General features: G+C 66.3%; 17 protein-coding genes and 1 pseudogene. 11 read left to right on the top strand and 7 right to left on the bottom strand.

What is annotated here, in order from left to right:
• Genes ACX9NE_RS03585 through ACX9NE_RS03570 form a run of 4 tightly spaced genes read left to right on the top strand, consistent with a single transcriptional unit; the run spans window position 1 to window position 3,345 of the window.
• Window positions 1–1,104 carry an acyl-CoA dehydrogenase family protein gene (locus ACX9NE_RS03585; RefSeq protein ID WP_459359769.1) on the top strand — a complete coding sequence of 368 codons (1,104 nt, stop codon included), beginning with the start codon at window positions 1–3 and terminating at the stop codon, window positions 1,102–1,104.
• Entirely contained in the window at window positions 1,101–1,553 is a 453-nt protein-coding gene (locus ACX9NE_RS03580) for a MaoC family dehydratase (RefSeq protein WP_459359770.1), read from the top strand. Before ACX9NE_RS03585 ends, ACX9NE_RS03580 begins: the two co-directional genes overlap by 4 nt.
• Entirely contained in the window at window positions 1,553–2,722 is a 1,170-nt protein-coding gene (locus ACX9NE_RS03575) for a lipid-transfer protein (RefSeq protein WP_459359771.1), read from the top strand. The genes ACX9NE_RS03580 and ACX9NE_RS03575 overlap by 1 nt, the downstream gene beginning before the upstream one ends.
• A gap of 2 nt (window positions 2,723–2,724) precedes the next feature.
• Window positions 2,725–3,345, top strand: coding sequence for a TetR/AcrR family transcriptional regulator (locus ACX9NE_RS03570; RefSeq protein ID WP_459359772.1), 621 nt, complete (start codon window positions 2,725–2,727; stop codon window positions 3,343–3,345).
• A gap of 90 nt (window positions 3,346–3,435) precedes the next feature.
• Here the strand turns inward: ACX9NE_RS03570 and ACX9NE_RS03565 are convergent, their stop codons facing one another.
• Window positions 3,436–4,392, bottom strand: a complete 957-nt coding sequence (locus ACX9NE_RS03565; RefSeq protein ID WP_459359773.1) for a proline dehydrogenase family protein — start codon at window positions 4,390–4,392, stop codon at window positions 3,436–3,438.
• Complete coding sequence (gene pruA, locus ACX9NE_RS03560; RefSeq protein WP_459359774.1) at window positions 4,392–6,023, bottom strand: L-glutamate gamma-semialdehyde dehydrogenase; 1,632 nt, start codon at window positions 6,021–6,023, stop codon at window positions 4,392–4,394. Before pruA ends, ACX9NE_RS03565 begins: the two co-directional genes overlap by 1 nt.
• An 83-nt stretch (window positions 6,024–6,106) precedes the next feature.
• On the opposite strand from pruA, the gene ACX9NE_RS03555 reads away from it, so the two are divergent.
• Together ACX9NE_RS03555 and ACX9NE_RS03550 are read left to right on the top strand one after the other, a co-directional pair.
• Complete coding sequence (locus ACX9NE_RS03555; RefSeq protein ID WP_459359775.1) at window positions 6,107–7,708, top strand: PucR family transcriptional regulator; 1,602 nt, start codon at window positions 6,107–6,109, stop codon at window positions 7,706–7,708.
• 68 nt (window positions 7,709–7,776) lie between these two features.
• Window positions 7,777–8,196 carry a DUF4190 domain-containing protein gene (locus ACX9NE_RS03550; RefSeq protein WP_459359776.1) on the top strand — a complete coding sequence of 140 codons (420 nt, stop codon included), beginning with the start codon at window positions 7,777–7,779 and terminating at the stop codon, window positions 8,194–8,196.
• A gap of 231 nt (window positions 8,197–8,427) precedes the next feature.
• On the opposite strand, the gene ACX9NE_RS03545 is transcribed toward ACX9NE_RS03550, so the two are convergent.
• Complete coding sequence (locus ACX9NE_RS03545) at window positions 8,428–8,565, bottom strand: hypothetical protein (protein WP_459359777.1); 138 nt, start codon at window positions 8,563–8,565, stop codon at window positions 8,428–8,430.
• Window positions 8,566–8,946: 381 nt separating this feature from the next.
• Between ACX9NE_RS03545 and stf0 the strand changes: the two genes are divergently transcribed.
• From stf0 to cysC, 3 genes are read left to right on the top strand one after another with little or no spacing between them, the layout of a single operon-like run.
• On the top strand, window positions 8,947–9,750 hold the full coding sequence (stf0, locus tag ACX9NE_RS03540) for a trehalose 2-sulfotransferase (RefSeq protein ID WP_459359778.1): 804 nt from the start codon (window positions 8,947–8,949) through the stop codon (window positions 9,748–9,750).
• Window positions 9,747–10,661 carry a sulfate adenylyltransferase subunit CysD gene (gene cysD, locus ACX9NE_RS03535; protein ID WP_459359779.1) on the top strand — a complete coding sequence of 305 codons (915 nt, stop codon included), beginning with the start codon at window positions 9,747–9,749 and terminating at the stop codon, window positions 10,659–10,661. Before stf0 ends, cysD begins: the two co-directional genes overlap by 4 nt.
• A 22-nt stretch (window positions 10,662–10,683) precedes the next feature.
• Window positions 10,684–12,600 carry an adenylyl-sulfate kinase gene (gene cysC, locus ACX9NE_RS03530; RefSeq protein ID WP_459359780.1) on the top strand — a complete coding sequence of 639 codons (1,917 nt, stop codon included), beginning with the start codon at window positions 10,684–10,686 and terminating at the stop codon, window positions 12,598–12,600.
• A 24-nt stretch (window positions 12,601–12,624) separates the two neighbouring features.
• On the opposite strand, the gene ACX9NE_RS03525 is transcribed toward cysC, so the two are convergent.
• The 4 genes from ACX9NE_RS03525 to fdxA form a co-directional block, all read right to left on the bottom strand.
• The gene (locus ACX9NE_RS03525; protein ID WP_459359781.1) at window positions 12,625–13,380 is read right to left on the bottom strand and encodes a lytic polysaccharide monooxygenase; all 756 of its coding nucleotides are present in this window, start codon (window positions 13,378–13,380) and stop codon (window positions 12,625–12,627) included.
• 522 nt (window positions 13,381–13,902) lie between these two features.
• The gene (locus ACX9NE_RS03520; RefSeq protein WP_459359782.1) at window positions 13,903–16,281 is read right to left on the bottom strand and encodes an APC family permease; all 2,379 of its coding nucleotides are present in this window, start codon (window positions 16,279–16,281) and stop codon (window positions 13,903–13,905) included.
• Window positions 16,282–16,383: 102 nt separating this feature from the next.
• The gene (dapC, locus tag ACX9NE_RS03515; RefSeq protein WP_459359783.1) at window positions 16,384–17,469 is read right to left on the bottom strand and encodes a succinyldiaminopimelate transaminase; all 1,086 of its coding nucleotides are present in this window, start codon (window positions 17,467–17,469) and stop codon (window positions 16,384–16,386) included.
• 20 nt (window positions 17,470–17,489) lie between these two features.
• The gene (gene fdxA / locus ACX9NE_RS03510) at window positions 17,490–17,816 is read right to left on the bottom strand and encodes a ferredoxin (protein ID WP_459359784.1); all 327 of its coding nucleotides are present in this window, start codon (window positions 17,814–17,816) and stop codon (window positions 17,490–17,492) included.
• A gap of 196 nt (window positions 17,817–18,012) precedes the next feature.
• Between fdxA and ACX9NE_RS03505 the strand changes: the two are divergent.
• Window positions 18,013–18,461 (top strand): annotated as a pseudogene (locus tag ACX9NE_RS03505) (NADPH-dependent 2,4-dienoyl-CoA reductase); the annotation flags it as partial.
• 212 nt (window positions 18,462–18,673) lie between these two features.
• On the top strand, window positions 18,674–19,006 hold the full coding sequence (locus tag ACX9NE_RS03500) for a hemophore-related protein (protein WP_459359785.1): 333 nt from the start codon (window positions 18,674–18,676) through the stop codon (window positions 19,004–19,006).
• Window positions 19,007–19,075: the final 69 nt, after the last annotated feature.

Genomic DNA, 19,075 nt, shown 5'->3' with positions numbered 1-19,075 from the left:
ATGGACTTCACCTTCACCGAAGAGCAGGAAACCATCGCCGAGCTCGCCCGCGAGCTGTTCGAGCATCGCGCCACCCCGGAGCGGCTGACCGAACTCGAAGCCGGAGTCCGCTACGACGAGGCGCTGTGGAAGGAATTGGCCGCCGCCGACCTGCTCGGCACCGCGCTGCCGGAGTCGGTGGGCGGTAACGGCGGCGGCTTTGTGGAACTCGGGGTGTTGCTGGCCGAGGTCGGCTGGGGCGTCGCCCCGGTCCCGGCTTTCGCCACCCTGGCACTGGGCGCCGATCCCATTGCCCGGCAGGGCAATCCTGATCAGCAGCACCGCTACCTCCCCGGTGTCGTGGCCGGCGATCGTATCCTCACCGCGGGGCTGGCCGAACCGGGTCGCTCCGACCCGCGGTTTCCCGCCACCACGGCGCGCCGCGAAGGACCGAACTGGCGCCTGGACGGGGCGAAGGAGCTGGTGCCCGCGGCGCAACTGGCCGAAACCATGCTGATTCCGGCCACGACGGAGGACGGCGACGTGGCGCTTTTCCTGCTGGCCACCGACAGTGCCGGCGTCGAGGTCCGGCCGGTGCCGACCACCAGCCGGGAACCGCACGCCGACGTGTTTCTGGACGGTGCGGCGGTTTCCGGGCAGGACCGGCTCGACGGCGACGTGGAGTCGCTCTATACCCGCGCCCTGGTCGCGCTGTGCGCCATCCAACTCGGCGTCGCCGACCGGGCCTTGCACATCGCGGCCGGTTATACCAGTGAGCGTGAACAATTCGGCCGGCCGGTAGGCAGCTTTCAGGCCGTGCAGCAGCGGATGGCCGACGCCTTCATCGATGTCGAAGCGATCCGGTGGACCACCTGGCATGCGGCGTGGCTGCTCGCCAACGGACGCCCCGCCGGCCGCGCGGCCCGCATCGCCAAATTCTGGGCGGCCGAGGCGGGCGCCCGGGTGGCGGCTACCACCCAGCACGTGCACGGCGGCATCGGGATCGACACCACCTATCCCCTGCACCGCTACTTCCTGTGGGCCAAGCACAACGAACTCACCCTTGGACCGGCATCCCAGCAGCTTGCCTGCCTCGGCGCGACCTATTCGGAAGGACCCGCATGACCAGTACCGAGAGCCGCGCCACCACCCTGCGCTGGCAGGACATTTCCGAGGGCGACGAGGTCACCCCACTGGAAATCCCGATCACCACAACGATGATCGTTGCGGGGGCGATCGCCTCCCGGGACTTCATGCCGGTACACCACGACCGCGACTATGCCAACAAGCAGGGTTCACCCAACCTGTTCATGAATATCCTGACCAGCAACGGCTACTGCGTGCGGTTCCTCACCGACTGGGCCGGACCCGAGGCGATGGTCAAGAAATTGTCGATTCGCCTTGGCGTGCCCTGTTTTCCGGACGACCCGCTGCGCTTCACCGGGACGGTGACCGGCAAGACCGCTGGCACGGATGGAGAGAACTTTGTTGAGGTGACGTTCCAGGCCGCCAACAGCCTCGGCAACCACGTCTCGGGCACCGCGGTGCTCAGCCTGCTGGACGAGGCCGCGTGATGGGCAGTGGCCTGCACGGCGCCGCAGCGATCGTCGGGATCGGCCAGACGGAGTTCTCCAAGGAATCCGGGCGCAGCGAACTGCAATTGGCGTGCGAAGCGGTCAGCGCGGCGCTCGACGACGCCGGACTGGCGCCCGGCGATGTCGACGGCATGGTCACCTTCACCATGGATTCCAGCGACGAGATCGACATCGCCCGCAACGTCGGCATCGGCGACCTGAGCTTCTTCAGCCGGGTGCACCATGGCGGCGGCGCGGCGGCGGGCACGGTCGTACACGCCGCGATGGCGGTCGCCACCGGTGTTGCCGACGTGGTGGTGTGCTGGCGTGCCTTCAACGAACGCTCCGGCTTCCGCTTCGGCGGCAGCGGCCGCACCGACCTGGGGACTCCGCTGTTCATGGCGCATTACGCACCGTTCGGATTGCTCACGCCGGCAGCCTGGGTCGCGCTGCACGCGCAGCGGTACATGTCGACCTACGGGGTCACCAACGAGGACTTCGGCCGCGTTGCCGTCGTCGACCGCGCCCACGCCGCCCGCAACCCCGACGCCTGGTTCTACGAGCGCCCGATCACGTTGCAGGACCACCAGAACTCGCGCTGGATTGTCGAACCCGTGCTGCGCCTGCTGGATTGCTGCCAGGAGAGCGACGGCGGTGTCGCATTGGTGATCACCAGCGCCGAACGCGCGCGCGACCTGCGCCAGCCACCGGCCCTCATCACCGCCGCGGCCCAGGGCGCGGCCGCCAATGGCGAGATGATGACGAGCTACTACCGCGACGACATCACCGGGCTTCCCGAGATGGGTGTGGTCGCCGAGCGGCTTTGGCGTGATTCGGGCCTCAAGCCCGCCGACATCCAGACCGCGTTCATCTATGACCATTTCACCCCGTTCGTTTTCACCCAGCTGGAAGAACTCGGCTTCTGCGGACGCGGCGAAGCCAAGGACTTCGCCACCATCGAAAGGCTTTCGCTGGGCGGCGAGTTCCCGATCAACACCAACGGCGGGCTGCTCGGCGAGGCTTACATCCACGGCATGAACGGCATCACCGAAGGCGTCCGCCAGGTGCGGGGCACGTCCTACAACCAGGTGCGCAATGTCGAATATGTGCTGGTCACCTCGGGAACGGGTGTGCCCACCAGCGGCCTGATTCTCGCCGGCGCCGACTAGGCATGGCCGTGGTTCAGGTCAGCGCGTCCACCGACACACGCGAGCTCATCCTCGACTCCGCGTATACCTGTTTCCGTAAACACGGCTTGCTGAAGACGACGATCGTCGACATCGCCAGGGAGGCCAACGTCTCCCGCAGCACGATCTATGAATACTTCCGCGACAAGGGCGCGATCCTGGAAGCCTGCGCCGAGCACGCCTCCGAGCAGTTCTACCGCGAGATGTCGCGCGCCATGGCCCGCGGGGGTTACCTGGAGGAAAAGCTGGCCAACGCGGCGGTATTCGTCACCCAGGCACGGCAGGCCATCGCCGCCGAGGAGTACTTTGACGAAGACGCGATCAGCCTGCTGCTCACCAAGGACGCCGCGCTGCTGTTGCGCGAGTGCATCGACTTCTTCGCGCCCTACTTGTCGGCCGCCAAGCTCACCGGCGAGGTACGCAAAGACCTTGATGTCGAGGCGGCCGGAGAGTGGTTCGCGCGCATCCTGTTCTCGTTGTTCAGCACGGCATCGCCGGTGCGGGACATGCACGATCCCGGCGTGGTGGCCGAATTCGTCAGTGCTTTCGCGGTGCGTGGCTTCACCGGTGATCGACCGGTCCGCGGCGCGCCGCGGACGCGGTGAACCGGCTTGACCACATCGACTGTGCGAATACCGCTTTCAGTGTGCGGCCACTGTCGCCAGATCACGGTTTCACGCGCCGTAGCCGCACACTCAATGGCCCCGTTGCGCCAGCGCCCGCAGGAAGAACCCCAGATTCGCCGGCCGCTCGGCCAAGCGCCGCATGAAGTAGCCGTACCACTGCCTGCCGAACGGCACGTACACCCGGACCCGGTTGCCCGCCGCAGCCAGCCGTCGCTGCTCGTCGTCACGGATCCCGTACAACATCTGGTATTCGAAACGGTCCGGTTCACAACCCATTTCAGACACCACGTCGATGATCTGCGGATCGTGCGAAGCCACCATCGGATACCCGCGACCGGCCATCAGCACCCGCAGACAGCGCAGATATGAATCGGTGACGTCGGCGGCGTCCCGGTAGGCCACGGAAGCGGGCTCATCGTAGGCGCCTTTGCACAGCCTGACCCGCGCCCCGGCGGCGGCCAGCTCAGCGCAGTCACCCAGTGTGCGACGCAGGTACGCCTGCAATACCGTTCCAAGCCAGGGAAAATCGACCCGCACGTCCCCGGATATCGACAGCGTCGAATCGGTGGTGGTGTGGTCCTCGGCATCCACCGTGACCCAGGCGCCTATCGCCTCGGCGCGCTCGCAGATCGTGCGGGCGTTGTCCAGTGCGATCTTGTCGCCGTCACGATCCAGCGCCTGCCCGAGTGCCGACAGCTTGACCGACACCTCCAGCGGTCGCACCCCGTCGACAACGCAATCGTCACGGCGTGCCAGCGCGCCGAGCAGGTCCAGGTACGCGTGCACGGTGGCCGCCGCGTCGTCGGCGTCCGCCACGTTCTCACCCAGGTAGTCGATGCTGACGTAGCGGCCGGAAGCCCGCAACGCGCCGACCACATTCAGCACCCCGTCCAGGGTGTCCCCCGGCACGAACCTGCGCACCACCCGGCGCGTCAGCGCCGAGCGCTCCGCGACGTGCCGCAACCGATCGGCGCGGCTGGCCGCCAGCATCGCCGGACGCAACGTGTGTGCGAACACCCCCGTCATCACTCGACCGCCATGTGGGGGTAGGTGTAATCGGTCGCCGGGACGAACGTCTCCTTGAGGGTGCGTACCGACGTCCAGCGCAACAGGTTCAGCGGTGAGCCGGCTTTGTCGTTGGTGCCGGATCCCCGCGAACCACCGAACGGCTGACGACCCACCACGGCTCCGGTCGGCTTGTCGTTGACGTAAAAATTGCCCGCGGCGAACCGCAGGCGATGCTGCGCGCGCAATACGGCCTGACGGTCGTCGGCGACCACGGCTCCGGTCAACGCATAGCGTGTGCCGCTGTCGATCACATCCAGAATCCGGTCGTACTGGTCATCGGGATACACGTGCACCGCCAGCAGCGGACCGAAGTATTCGGTGCCGAACGCCTCATCGGTCGGGTCGTCGGACAGCAGCACCGTAGGTCGCACGAAATAGCCCTCGCTGTCGTCGTATTCACCGCCCACTGCGACGGTCACACCGGCGGCACCCTTGGCCCGCTCGATGGCGTCGACGTTCTTGGTGAACGCTCGCCGGTCGATCAGGGCGCCGCCGAAGTTGGACAGGTCGGTGATGTCGCCGTAGCGCAACGCACCTACGGCGCCCAGGAAATCGTCGCCCATCCGCTGCCACACCGAATGCGCGATGAACGCCCGGGATGCCGCCGAGCACTTCTGACCCTGATAGTCGAAAGCGCCTCGAATCAAGGCCGTACTCAACACATCCGGGCGTGCTGAAGCGTGAGCAAGCACGAAGTCCTTTCCGCCGGTCTCCCCTACCAGGCGCGGATAGCTCTGGTAGCCGCCAATATTCGCGCCTACCTGTTGCCACAGATGCTGAAACGTCGCGGTCGAACCGGTGAAGTGGATGCCGGCCAACCGCGGATCACGCAGCGCCACATCGGAGACCGCCAGACCATCGCCGGTGAGCAGATTGATGACTCCGGGCGGCAGACCGGCCGCCTCCAGCAGTTGCATGGTCAGGTAGGCCGACAGCGTCTGGGTGATCGACGGCTTCCACACCACAGTGTTGCCCATCAGCGCCGGCGCGGTCGGCAGATTGGCGGCGATCGATGTGAAGTTGAACGGAGTGATGGCGTAGACGAAGCCGTCCAATGGGCGATAGTCACTGCGGTTCCATTCGCCCGGCCCGCTGATCGGCTGCTGCGCCAGGATCTGCCGGGCGAACGCGACATTGAACCGCCAGAAGTCGATCTGTTCGCAGGGCGCGTCGATCTCGGCCTGGTACACCGACTTCGATTGGCCCAGCATGGTGGCGGCCGCGATCTTCTCCCGCCACGGTCCGGCCAGCAGGTCAGCGGCCCGCAGGAACACCGCGGCGCGTTCGTCGAACGGCGTCGCGGCCCACGAAGCCTTGGCGGCGCAGGCCGCCTCGACGGCCGCCGATGCGTCGGTGTGGTCGGCGTTCGTCAAAGTTCCCAACGTGGCGGCGTGTCGGTGCGGCTGTACGACGTCGAGCGGCTCACCGTCACCCATGCGGTGTCTGCCCGCGATGACGTGTGGCAGGTCGATCGGCTGCTCGGCAAGCGCAGTCAATTGGGTGCGCAGTCGCCGGCGTTCGGGGGATTTCGGGGCGTAATCGTGGACCGGCTCGTTGGCCGGCATCGGTACCTGCGTTATCGCGTCCATTCCGCCAGGATCCCCGCCGCAACTCCCCAGGTGATTGGCGGATCGGACAACATCAATTCACTTCGCCAGTAGAATCCGACAACATGGCGGGTGTCGGACTCGGTCAATTGCTACTCGCGCTGGACGCCACCATGGTCTGCCTGGTGCACGCACCCCGCGGCCTGGATCTGCCGGTGGCCACAGCCGCGCTGGTCGACCCCGACGATGTGCGCCTGGGCCTGGCGCGGGCGGCTGGTGCGGCCGATGTGTTCTTCTTCGTCGGGGTCACTGACGAGGAAGCGGCGCGCTGGATCGGCGGGCAGGTCAACGTCCCGGTGGCGGTGTTCGTCAAGGAACCGTCGGACGAGCTGGTGATCAAGGCGGTACGGGCCGGTTCGGCGGTGGTTGCCGTCGAACCGCGGGCTCGCTGGGAGCGGGTCTACCAGCTGGTCAACCACGTGTTGGAGCACCACGGCGACCGTGCGGACCCGCACGAGGATTCGGGCACCGATCTGTTCGGCTTGGCGCAGTCACTGGCCGACCGGATCCATGGCATGGTCAGCATCGAAGACGCGCAGTCACACGTGCTGGCCTATTCAGCCTCTAATGACGAAGCCGACGAACTGCGACGGCTGTCCATCCTGGGCCGCGCGGGGCCACCCGAGCATCTGCAGTGGATCGGCCAGTGGGGCATCTTCGACGCATTGCGCTCCGGCGCTGAGGTGATACGCGTCGACGAACGCCCCGAACTCGGACTCCGGCCGCGGCTGGCGATCGGCATCCACCACACGCGGGCGCCGACGTTCGCGGGCACCATCTGGGTTCAGCAGGGCTCGCAACCGCTCGCGGAGGACGCCGATGAGATGTTGCAGGGCGCCGCGGTGCTGGCAGCCAGGATCATGGCCCGCCTGGCGGCTCGACCGTCGGCGCACGTCCGGTCGGTGCAACAGCTGCTGGGTCTGCACCAAGGCGAGCCACCGGGCGATGCATCCACTATCGCCCGCGATCTCGGCTTGCCCATCGACGGGACTGGCGCCGTGATCGGCTGGGACACGATCGCGGGTGCCGAGCGTCACTCCCGGCTGGCAGAGGTAATAGCGTTGAGCGCCAGCGCTTTCCGTCGCGACGCCCAAGTCGCGTCGAACGGGTCGCGCATATACGCGCTGCTGCCGCAGATTTCGACGGTCCGGCCCGTCGGCTCCTGGGTGCGGGGCACGATCAGCGCGCTGCGGACAGAGTTGAATGTCGAGTTGCGGGCGGCCATCGCTGCGCCGGTCAACGGTCTGGCCTCCGTCGCGGCGGCACGCGCCGAAGTGGACCGGGTGCTGGACAGTGCCGAACGCCACCCGGTCTCGTTCGGACAGGTGACGTCGCTGGCGGAGGCGCGCACCACGGTATTGCTGGACGAGATTGTGACCATGGTGGGCGGCGACGAGCGGCTGATCGACCCTCGGGTGCGCGAATTGCATGCCCGCGATCCGGTGTTGACGCAGACCCTGCGGGTCTATCTCGACTGCTTCGGCGACATCGCCACCGCCGCGAATCTACTGCAGGTGCACCCCAACACCGTCCGCTACCGGGTGCGGCGCATCGAAAAACTGGTGTCAACGTCGCTGGCGGATCCTGATGTGCGACTGCTCTTTTCGCTCGGCCTACGCGCTGCCGAGCGATCGGTGGCGCCCGCGGCCGCAAAGGTGTCCCGATAGGAAGACGCGGAGTAGAGTTTGATGCGTTCAACTGGTAGCCACCGGTTGCCAACCGTGTGGAGGTCCCAGTGACGGAACAACCGCCGAACTTTCCGCCTCCACCGCAATATCCACCCCCGATGGCGGGCGGTTACGGCGCATACGGCTATCCCCCGCCGATCTACTCCGCGCCAAGGACCAATGCGCTGGCCATCGCCTCGCTGGTGGCCTCGATTGCCGGCTTTCTCACCTGCGGCATCGGAAACATTCTCGGCTTCGTTTTCGGGATAGTCGGGTTGCGCCAGATCAAACGAACGGGGGAAGGGGGCCGCGGTCTGGCGATTGCCGGAATCGTGATCAGCACGCTGACCTTCGCATTACTGGTGGCTGCGATCATCTTCGGGTCGATGAACCGCCACGATCGCGACGAGGATAACTACAGTTCTCAGCACGCGACCGTCAGTCACGAATTATGTTCCGCCCCACAGGGTTCCATTCCCGTGCAGTGAAGCCGCGCGGATTTCGGCTGTCGCCTCATCGCGTTGCTCGAATGCGGCGGCATGGGCGAGGTGTGGCGGGCATTCGACACGGTCACCGAGCGGGTGGTCGCACCCGAAGCGTTATCCGGCTCGTTCCGGGCCGTGACCTGCAAACCATCCTGGCCGATGGCCCACCGGAGCCAGCCCGCGCGATTCGCAGCATCGACCAGGTGGCCGCTGCGCTGAACGCCGCGCACCGGATCAACCCATGGCCGAGCCCGCCTTCACCCATCTGCTCGACTTCGGCATCGCCCGCGCCGCCGGCAAAACCTCTTCGATCGCGACGCCGGGCTCGTCACCGTGGATGGCCAAGAATCCCGCGGAGCGGTACGCGGCCACCAAGGACCTGGCCTGGCCCGCGCTGGCCGCCCGCGCGCAGGAGCATCTGCACACCCGACGCGAACTCTCCGACCCCTCAGCATCGACGCACAGCCCGCACCCGACCGCGGTCGCTGACCAGCGCGCTCCACAGTCCTCGCCTCCACCGGCGGACGAGCGCGCCGCCCCTACCGCAGACAACCGGGGATCCGTTGACCGCGATGAACGGTCACGGGCACGATATGGTTGTCAACAAGGCCTGCGCCGGCTCTTGCGATGTCGAGATGAGATTCGAACGCACTGGCGACTGGCCGACCGAGATGCGCCCGGCACAAGAGTTATCTTCAGCGTGAGGGTAAATCCCTGTGTTGCACTGCAATTCCGTGCGGTTAGGCTTCGTTGGTGGCCGATCACCCGTCGTCGTATCTGGTGCTGGCATCCCAGCGCAGCGGCAGCACGCTCCTGGTCGAATCGCTACGTGCGACCGGCGTGGCCGGGGAGCCTCAGGAATTCTTCCAGTACCTGCCTACCACGAGCCAGTCCCCGCAGCCACGCGAATGGTTCGCCGACGTCGAGGACGAGTCGATCCTCAGCTTGCTCGATCCCCTGGACGCGGGGAAGCCGGACCTCGCACCGGCCGAGATATGGCGCGATTACATCCGCACGGTCGGCAAGACCCCCAACGGAGTATGGGGCGGCAAGCTGATGTGGAACCAGACGCCGCTGCTGCTGGACCGGGTTGCCGGTCTCAACGAGCGATCGGGTGATGGCTTGCTGGCGGCGATCCGCGACGTGGTCGGTGAGGATCCACTGCTCATCCACATTCACCGTCCCGATGTGGTGTCGCAGGCCGTGTCGTTCTGGCGGGCCGTGCAGACCCGGGTTTGGCGGGGCCGGCCTGATCCGGTGCGCGACGCACGTGCCACCTATCACGCCGGGGCGATTGCTCACGTGGTGCGAATGCTGCAAGCGCAGGAGGAGGGCTGGCAGAACTGGTTCGCCGAGGAGAACGTCAAACCGATCGAGATCTCCTATCCGGTGTTGTGGCGCAATCTGACTGATGTGGTCGGCAACATCCTCGAAGAACTGGGCCTGGATCGGCGATTGGCACCCGAGCCGGTGCTGCAACGGCAGGCTGATCAGCGTTCGGACGAGTGGGTGGACCGCTACCGGGCGGACGCCGAAAGAGAAGGGCTACCAACGTGACGCTCACTGACACCACCCACGTCGACGAACTGCGCCTGCTCGAAGCCGAGGCGGTGCACATCATCCGCGAGGTGGTCGCCGAGCTGGAGCGTCCGGTCCTGCTGTTCTCCGCCGGCAAAGACTCGATTGTTCTTCTTCGCCTGGCGGAGAAGGCTTTCCGTCCACTGCCGCTGCCCTTCCCGGTCATGCACGTCGACACCGGGCACAATTTTCCCGAGGTCATCGAGTTCCGCGACCGCCGGGTGACCGGCCAGGGGCACAAACTGATCGTGGCATCGGTTCAGGAGTCCATCGACAGGGGGCGCGTCCCCGACCCCGGGCCGAGCGCTTCGCGTAACCGCGCCCAAACCCGCACGCTGCTCGACGCACTCGAAGAGGGCGGCTTCGACGCGGCATTCGGCGGCGCCCGCCGCGATGAAGAACGCGCCCGCGCCAAGGAACGGATCCTGAGCTTCCGCGACGAGTTCGGGCAGTGGGATCCCCGGGCCCAACGCCCGGAGCCCTGGACCCTCTACAACGGCCGGATCAAGAAGGGCGAGCAGGTCCGGGTGTTCCCGTTGAGCAACTGGACCGAGATCGACGTCTGGCGTTATATCGAGCTGGAAAAACTCGAGATACCGTCGATTTACTACGCCCACGAGCGTGAGGTCTTCGAGCGCGACGGCATCCTGCTGGCGGTGTCGGAGTACGCCGGCCCGGTCGACGGTGAAAGCGCCGCCGTGGAGTGGGTGCGTTACCGCACCGTCGGCGACCTGACCATCACCGGGGCGGTGCGTTCGAAGGCGACCGACATCACCCGGGTCATCAGCGAGATCTCGGCGGCCACGGTGTCCGAGCGCGGTGAGACCCGCGCCGACGACCGCACGTCGGCCGCGGCCATGGAAGACCGCAAGCGAGAGGGGTACTTCTGATGACAGGCGAAAAGAGCAGAAGATGACCACCACCGAAGAGGCCGGAAAAGTGTTGTCCGGCAAGGGCTTGACCCGGCAGTTGCTGCGCATCGCCACGGCAGGATCGGTGGACGACGGCAAGAGCACCCTGATCGGCAGGTTGCTGCACGACACCGACAGCCTGCCGCTGGACCACTTGGAGGCGGTCACCGACGAGGAGGGCATCGCCGACCTCGCGGCCCTGTCCGACGGGCTGCGCGCCGAGCGCGAACAGGGCATCACCATCGACGTCGCCTATCGTTTCTTCTCCACCGAGAAGCGCAGCTACATCCTGGCCGACACCCCCGGTCACGAGCGCTACACCCGCAACATGTTCACCGGCGCCTCCAATGCGCACGTGGCGATCCTGCTGGTCGATGCGCGCGCCGGTGTGCTGCGTCAGACCCGCAGACACGCGCGGATCGCAAAGTTGTTGGGCATCAAGCACTTCGTCGCCGCGGTGAACAAGATCGACCTCATCGACTTCGATCAGGGCGGCTTCGCCAAAGTCGAGGAGGAACTGGGCCACGTCGCGGCGCGGCTCGGAGACGTCGACCTGACGGTGATTCCGCTGGCCGCCAAGCTCGGCGACAACGTCGTGCACCGTTCCGATCACACGCCGTGGTACAGCGGGCCCACCCTGCTGGAATATCTGGAGAACGTGGAACTGGTCGCCCCGCAGGCCCAGGCTTCCTGGTTGCGGCTGCCCGTGCAATGGGTGTCACGGCCCACCGCGCAGGTGCGTCGCCGCTACACCGGCCGGCTCGCGGCGGGGACGCTGAGCGTCGGCGATCCGGTGATCTCGCTGCCCGCCGGCACCCGGTCCACGGTGACCGCGTTGGACACCCTCGACGAGGAACGAGCGACGGCGGTTGCCCCGCTGTCGGTTTCGATCGAGCTCGCCGATGACATCGACGTGGGTCGGGGCGACGTGTTCATCAGCGGTGCCGACGACGCGGTAGCGCCGGTGCTGGCGCGTGAGCTCGACGCCGTCGTGTGCTGGTTCGTCGATTCCCCGCTGCGGGCCGGTGACCGGCTGGCCCTCAAGCAGACCACCAAGAGCGTGCGGGCAACCGTGCAGGAGTTGCACTCGCGGCTGGACCCGGAGACCCTCGACGAGCTCGACGGTCCGGTTGAGTTGGTGCTCAACGATATCGGCACGGTGACGCTGCGGACCAGCTCGGTCGTCATCGCCGACCCCTACGACGAGAACCGGGATAGCGGCGCCTTCATCCTGATCGACGAGACTACCAACGACACCGTCGGCGCCGGCACCATCGTCGAGGCGCGAGAGGTGAAGCCGGGCACCCACCAGCGCACCGACATCCGTTGGCACCCATCGGCCCTGGACCGCAAACACCGCTGGACCGCTACCGGGCAACCGGGCGCGACGATCTGGTTCACCGGCCTGCCGGCATCCGGCAAGTCAACGGTCGCGGTGGCGGTGGAACGCGCACTCGTCGAATCAGGTCGCGTGGCCTACCTGCTCGACGGTGACAACCTGCGCCACGGCCTGTCCGACGACCTCGGCTTCTCCCCCGGTGACCGCACCGAAAACATCAGGCGGGTAGGACATTTGACGCGACTACTGGCCGACGCGGGAGTGGTGGCGCTGGCCTCCCTCGTGTCGCCGCTCAAGTCCGACCGCGAAACCGCCCGCGCCCTCAGCGAAGCCGCCAAACTGCCGTTCCTGGAAGTGCACGTCGCCACCTCGCTGTCCGAATGCGAAAAACGGGACCCCAAGGGGCTTTACGCGCGCGCTCGCAGCGGCGAACTCAAGGGCCTGACCGGAGTCGACGCGCCCTACGAGCCGCCGGAGAACCCCGACCTCGTCCTGGATACCACCAACGCCGACATCGACGAACTCGTCGCGCAGGTGATCAGCCTGCTTGAGGAAGTCAGCCCGCGCCCTCCCCGCTGAGCACGCTTTTGCGTGCTGCGGCGATCAGAGTTCCTTCCAGAGCGCCGGTGTATTGGGCGGGGTCCAGGTCGGGTCGAAGACGGTGTGCGCCTGCAGGCATTGGTACGTTTTTCCGTTGTAGCTGACAGTATCGCCCACCGCGTACTTGCCGCCGACGGACCACGCTTTGGCCGCGCCGGACGGCGCAGTGGTGCCTGGTGGCGGGGTGGTGGTCCCCGGCGGCGCAGTGGTTGTCGCCGGCGGAGAGCTGGTGGTCGACGGTTGGCTACCGCCGATCTGTAGGTCGACACAGGAGTAGAACGTGTTCGGCGTATCGCCGATGTTCCAGATGGCCAGCAGCTTCTGGCGACCGCTGAACCCGCTCAGGTTGACCGAGTGTGTGACGGTTGCGGTCGCTGGCGCGTTGTTGCCGTCAAAGGACGCGACCTTGGTGTTGCCGATGTAGTATTCCCAGCCGGCCGTCCGGTGGAGTGCGGTGTTCGTCCAGGTGAAAGTGGCGGTGCTCCCGACCGGGGTGGCACGCCACGGTTTGCTGTCGTCGTTGAGTTCGGCGAATTGAGGGAGGCCGCCGTTACAGCTACGAAGCCCCTTGGGCCCCTCTACGCTCTGCGGCTCATACCGGATGGCGCCACACTGAACTACACCCAGTGCACACTGGGCCTGGCGGCTGGGTGCCGACGAGACGTACCCATGTGCACTCGCCGCAGGCATCGGCAAGAAAATCGAAAGTACCGGCATGAGCGCCGCAGTGCCCATGATCGAAGTCAGGCGGCTCTTCATTTACGCTTACTCCCTTGAGTTTACGATTGTTGCGTGAAATCCCCCAATTGTTCGAACACGAGAGTCAAGCTTATCGTCCCGCCCGCGAGGATTCGGCAGAAATCTTCGGCGTGTCGTAACTAAAACATCAGTGCACCAATTGAATTAGATTCTAGAACGAGTTCAGGATCGCCAATTGTGTTGGTGGAAACAAACATTCATACTCGTCTGGGAACACAGCCGGCTACTGCGGAATATGTTGATTACCAGCTCTTTTCACGATTCAGGAAGAATACGTGAGGAAGCATCAGCCCGCACTCGTATACATCCGGGCAAGCACGGCGGAAACGACATGCCGCACAACGCCAACGGGCACACCAACACCACCCCGGCCCGGCGCTCAGCGCTTGCTGACCGGTCGGTAGCCGTTGACGGCGAACAACACCCCGGCCGCAGACACGGATATCGCCGCTATCCGCTTCACCGCCGTCGCTCCTTCCACATGGACCTCCGATCAACGTAAATGCCCGGCTCGGGGGCCTCTCAACCAGTCTCCCCGGCCTCACCGGAACCTCCAGCGTCGTGGATCTCCTGCGGCTGCTGCAACACCTGATAGCGGGGGTCGACCATCGTGATGGGCCGGTGTCCGGTCTGACGGGCTTTGCCCGTGATCCGCAGCACCTGTCCGGGCTGGATGTCGGATCCGCCGTGGCCGGGACGGAGCGTGATGGCGAGGTCGCCGGTGTCGTCTCCGATCACGATCCGCCGCACCGTGCGCCGACGTTCGCTGATGTCCTCGACCTCGCGGACCCGGCCTTCGATCGTGGCGCGCTGGCCCGGGATCAGTCCGGCGACCGTGATCACCGAGTCCGGCCGCTCCGGGTGTTCGTAGAGCTCGACAGTGCGGTCCTCGCCCTGAGAAACCCACGCTTCGATTTTGTCGAGCCTGCGCGCGAGGCGCTGCTCGAATCGGTCCGGGTAGGCCTCCTTGATCCGGGACTCCACGTCATAGGGCACGATCGTCGCCGCCGCATCGGGGATGAGGCTGACGGCGCGGGCGATCTTGTCGGCGGTGCGGTCGTGCAGCAGACGCCCCAGTAGCGGCGCGTAGGTCCGGCGCGGCAGCAGCACCGTCACGTTGGTGTCGGGATGTTCCTTGCTCGTCTTGGCCACCAGGATCTGGGCGGCGCGGTTGATCCGCCGGTCCGGGCAGTCCACGATGCGCAGTCGAGTCTCGAGACCGAATTCATCCCAACGCTTTCGGAGGTGCGCCGCGTGGGCCGCGTCGACCATGAAGTGCACGGCGATCAACTCGTCGGCCCGTAAACCTTTGCCGTAGCGCAATCCTTCGATCACCGCGAGGTCGACCGAATTCACGAAGATGTACACGCGATGGCGGGCGTACTTCACCATTTCCGGACGATCGGTGCGGAACATTTCGAGAATGGCTGCCTCAGCCCGGTATTCACGGTTGAGCCGGATCAGCATCAACACCAGTAGCGGGAAGACGACGACCACCAGCCAGGCGCCTTCGGTGAACTTGGCCACCGCGAAGATCCCCACCACGATCGTCGACAGGATGCCCGCCGAGAGGTTGATCGCCAGCCGGTGCCGCCAGCCCGGTTCCCGATGTGTCAGATGATGTTTGGTCATCCCGTAGCCGGCCATGGAGAACCCGGTGAACACGCCGATCGCATAGAACGGGACCAGCGCGTTGACCGAACCTCCGGTCGTCACCAACAGCACCACCGACAGCGCGGTCAGGGCGATGATCCCGTTGGAGAACACCAGTCGATGTCCTCGCTTCATCAATTGTCTTGGCAGGAAACGATCCTCGGCGACGAAGCTGGCCAGTGCCGGAAAGCCGTTGAAGCTGGTGTTGGCTCCGGTGAACAGGATCGCCGCGGTCGACGCCTGCACGAGGAAGAAGAAAACGTTCCCGATGACGCCGTGGCCGAAGACGGCACGACCGATTTGAGACAACACCGACGGATATTCGGTCAGATACGGCGTGGCGTGCGTGGCGTAGGCCAGGTAGGCGACACCGGCCAGCAGGAACCCCAGAATGCTTGCCATCACGGTGAGCACCAGGCGCGCGTTGCGGCCCTGCGGCTTTCGGAACAGGTCAACGGTGTTGGAAATGGCCTCCACACCCGTCAGTGACGAACCGCCGTTGGCGAAGGCACGCAGCAACACCAGGATCGTCGCACCCATCACCAGCCCGTCGCCCTGGTGCACCGGTACCGTCCCGGGCAGGTGCCCGGCGTCGTAGACCGGCAGTCCCCAGAACAGGTGCCGGACAACGCCGACCACGATGGTGCTGACGACCATGACGATGAAAAAATAGGTTGCGGCCGCGAACGGCGTTCCCGCTTCCCGCATTCCGCGCAGATTCAGATAGCAGATCAGGATGACCACACCGACCGTGATCTCCAGACTGAAGGGTCCCAGGACGGGCAGCGCCGACACCACCGCGACCGTCCCCGCCGCCGACTGCACCGCCACCGTCACCACGTAGTCGATCAACAGCGCCGCGGCCGCGATCTGCGCGACTCGGGGCCCGAAGTTGTCCCGCGCCACGATGTAGGAGCCACCGGCCCGGGTGTAGGCCATCACCACCTGCCGGTAGGAGGCCGCAACCAACATGAGGATCAGCAGGATGACGCCGGTGACGGGTAGCAGCAGAGCGAACGCCGCCAATCCGGCGTTCGGCAGCAACTCGATCAGGATCTGTTCCGGGCCGTAGGCGGTCGAGGAGATCGCGTCCGGCGACAGCGCACCCAGCGCCACCGGGTTTGACAACCGCTCACCGGCCAGCTGCTCGGTGATCAGCGGCTTGCCCAGAAACACCCGCTTGAGCACGTCGCCGACGGTCAGCGGGATCCGCAACCTGCTCACCGACTTGCCCGCCGGACTGGCCAAGACCACACCCCCTGCCGCAGTTCCTGCGCCGAGCAGTCGCAAAATCGCACAAATTCCCCGGAATTTATGCGATTTTGCGACTGCTCGCGGTAAGGGGTAAGGCTAGCCCAGGCGCGCGACCGCGGCGGCGATGCGTTCGTCGGTGGCGGTCAGCGCGATGCGGACGTGTTGCGCGCCGGCCGGGCCGTAGAAATCACCGGGTGCGGCCAGAATGCCGCGCTCGGCGAGCCAGGCCACCGTCTCCCGACATCCCTGGCCACGGCTGGCCCAGAGATAGAGACCGGCCTCCGAATGGTCCACCGCAAAGCCCGCGGCGCGCACCGCCGGCAACAGGGCCGCACGTCGACGCGCGTAGCGTTCCCGCTGGACTTTCTCGTGCTCGTCGTCGTCCAGGGCCGCCACCATCGCGGCCTGCACCGGCGTCGGCACGATCATGCCGGCATGCTTGCGCACCGCAAGCAGCTCGGCGACCACGTCGCTGTCCCCGGCGACGAAGCCGGCCCGGTAGCCGGCCAGCGACGAACTCTTCGACAACGAGTGCACCGCCAGCAAGCCGGTGTGGTCACCGTCGCACACCGCGGGATGCAGCACCGATAGGGGCTCGGTGTCCCAGGCCAGTCCCAGGTAGCACTCGTCGGAGGCCACCAGAACGCCCCGCTCCCGGGCCCACCCCACCACCTTGCGCAGGTGGTCGAGGCCCAGCACCCGGCCCGTGGGGTTGCTGGGCGAATTCAGGTAGATCAGCGCCGGGGATTGCGGCCCGAGCTGGGTCAGCGAATCCGCCCGCACCACCTGCACCCTGGCCAGCCGGGCCCCGACGTCATAAGTCGGATATGCCAGTTCGGGTACCACGACCAGGTCGGCGGCGCCCAGTCCGAGCAGGCTCGGCAACCATGCGATCAGTTCCTTGGTGCCGATGACGGGCAGCACCGCGGACTCCGCCACGCCGGTGACGCCGAAGCGGCGGGTCAATGCCGCCACCACGGACTCCCGCAACCGGGCCGTTCCCGCGGTGGCGGGATAGCCCGGCTCGGGGCTGGCCGCCGCCAAAGCCGCACGGACCAGCGGTGCGACCGGGTCCACCGGGGTGCCCACGGACAGGTCGACGATGCCGTCCGGATGGGCCGCGGCAGTGGCCTTCGCCGCGGCCAGAGTGTCCCACGGAAACTCCGGCAGCGACGCCGACACCCGGCGCTGTTGTCGCGCGCTCAGTCGTCCTCGCCCTGCGGCGGCATGTCCTTGATCACTTGCGGGTCGTTCTCGGTCATGCCGACCTTCGCCGCGCCACCGGGCGAGCCCAACTCGACGAAGAAGTCGGCGTTGATCTGGGTGTACTGGCTCCACTGCTCGGGCACGTCGTCTTCGTAGTAGATCGCCTCGACAGGACAGACGGGTTCACACGCCCCACAGTCGACGCACTCGTCGGGATGGATGTAGAGCATCCGGGCGCCCTCGTAGATACAGTCGACCGGGCACTCTTCGATGCACGCCTTGTCTTTGATGTCGATGCAGGGCTCGGCAATCGTGTACGTCACGGACGTCTCCTCAACATGTCCTCCAGAACGGGCTGGGCCGCGTCACCCCAGGGGCTTCGAGGGTGAGCGCTCGGTTACTGATACTAAACGTCGCACATACAACTCCCCCAATTGGCACGCCCGTCGGTCACCTGGCCGCCATGAACCCGTCGCACGGTGCCGCCGGGCGCATCTGAGGTTCGCCGAGTGGGCGCCGACCCCCGCGTTGGTCACCGACCAATCCCTGACGCTGAGTGTGAAGGACCGGCGAGCCGAATGAGGAGTGCTCGACCCGCACGCCGCACCCGGCGCCCTGACCACTCCGGGACCCACGGCGCCGGTCCGCCGAATGCATCTGTTGCACCGCACCAGCGGTACGCAGGGCAGTCGGCTGGGCACGACCAGCGGGTGGGTGCACCGGGCGTCGCTCAAGCCAAGGGGGTCCAGCAGTTGTCCGGGGTGAACTATGAGCGCATCGACGATGACGGCCCGCACATCAGCTTCGGCTCCGGTGGTGTCGTGCGCCGGCCAGGAGTCGGTGCGCGATCTCGAGCGTGAACTCCGATGGATCGGCGTGCGTACCTGATCGGCGGCTCGGCGCGGGCCGCCGAGCTGGATGCCAACCGGGCCATCAGGCAGGGCACCGAGCTCGCGGCCCGGCTCTGACAGGTGCCCGGACCCTGATTTCGCTCACCGCGAAACCATGATTACCGATCCCCTGACCTGGGCATAGTTACACCTGCACAGCGCCGTGCGATAACAATTTCGGTAGGAGTAAGTCCAGGGGGCCTGGTAGCCTTGACCGCAGACGGCAACCGCTGGGCAATGTCGTCGCCGTTGACGTTGACGGTGCAATAGTTGGGGAAGGTGTCCACACAATGAGGCTGTCGTTTATCGGAATGGGTGCCGCTGCCGGCGCCATCGCAATGTCGTTGGGTCTGGGAGCCGGAGTCGCCTCGGCAGATCCGCTGGACGGCGTCGTCAACACGACTTGCAGCTACCCTCAGGTGCTTGCTGCTCTGAACGCGACCAACCCGGGTGCGGCCGCGCAGCTGACCTCGTCGCCGATCGCCCTGAGCTACCTGCAGCGGTTCCTGGCTTCGCCGCCGCCGCAGCGCGCGCAGATGGCTGCACAGATCCAGGCCATGCCTGGTGCTTCGCAGTACATCGGCGTCGTTGAGACGGTCGCCGGCGTCTGCAACAGCTACTGAGTCTGATCCAGCGAGCGCAACGTCGCGGCGCGGCTCCCCAGGAGCTGCGTTGGGCGTTGCGCTTGCGGC

This window comes from Mycobacterium sp. ML4, from assembly GCF_054515735.1.
Note: the sequence above shows the minus strand (reverse complement) of the source record. Positions and strands in the feature narration are given on the sequence as shown.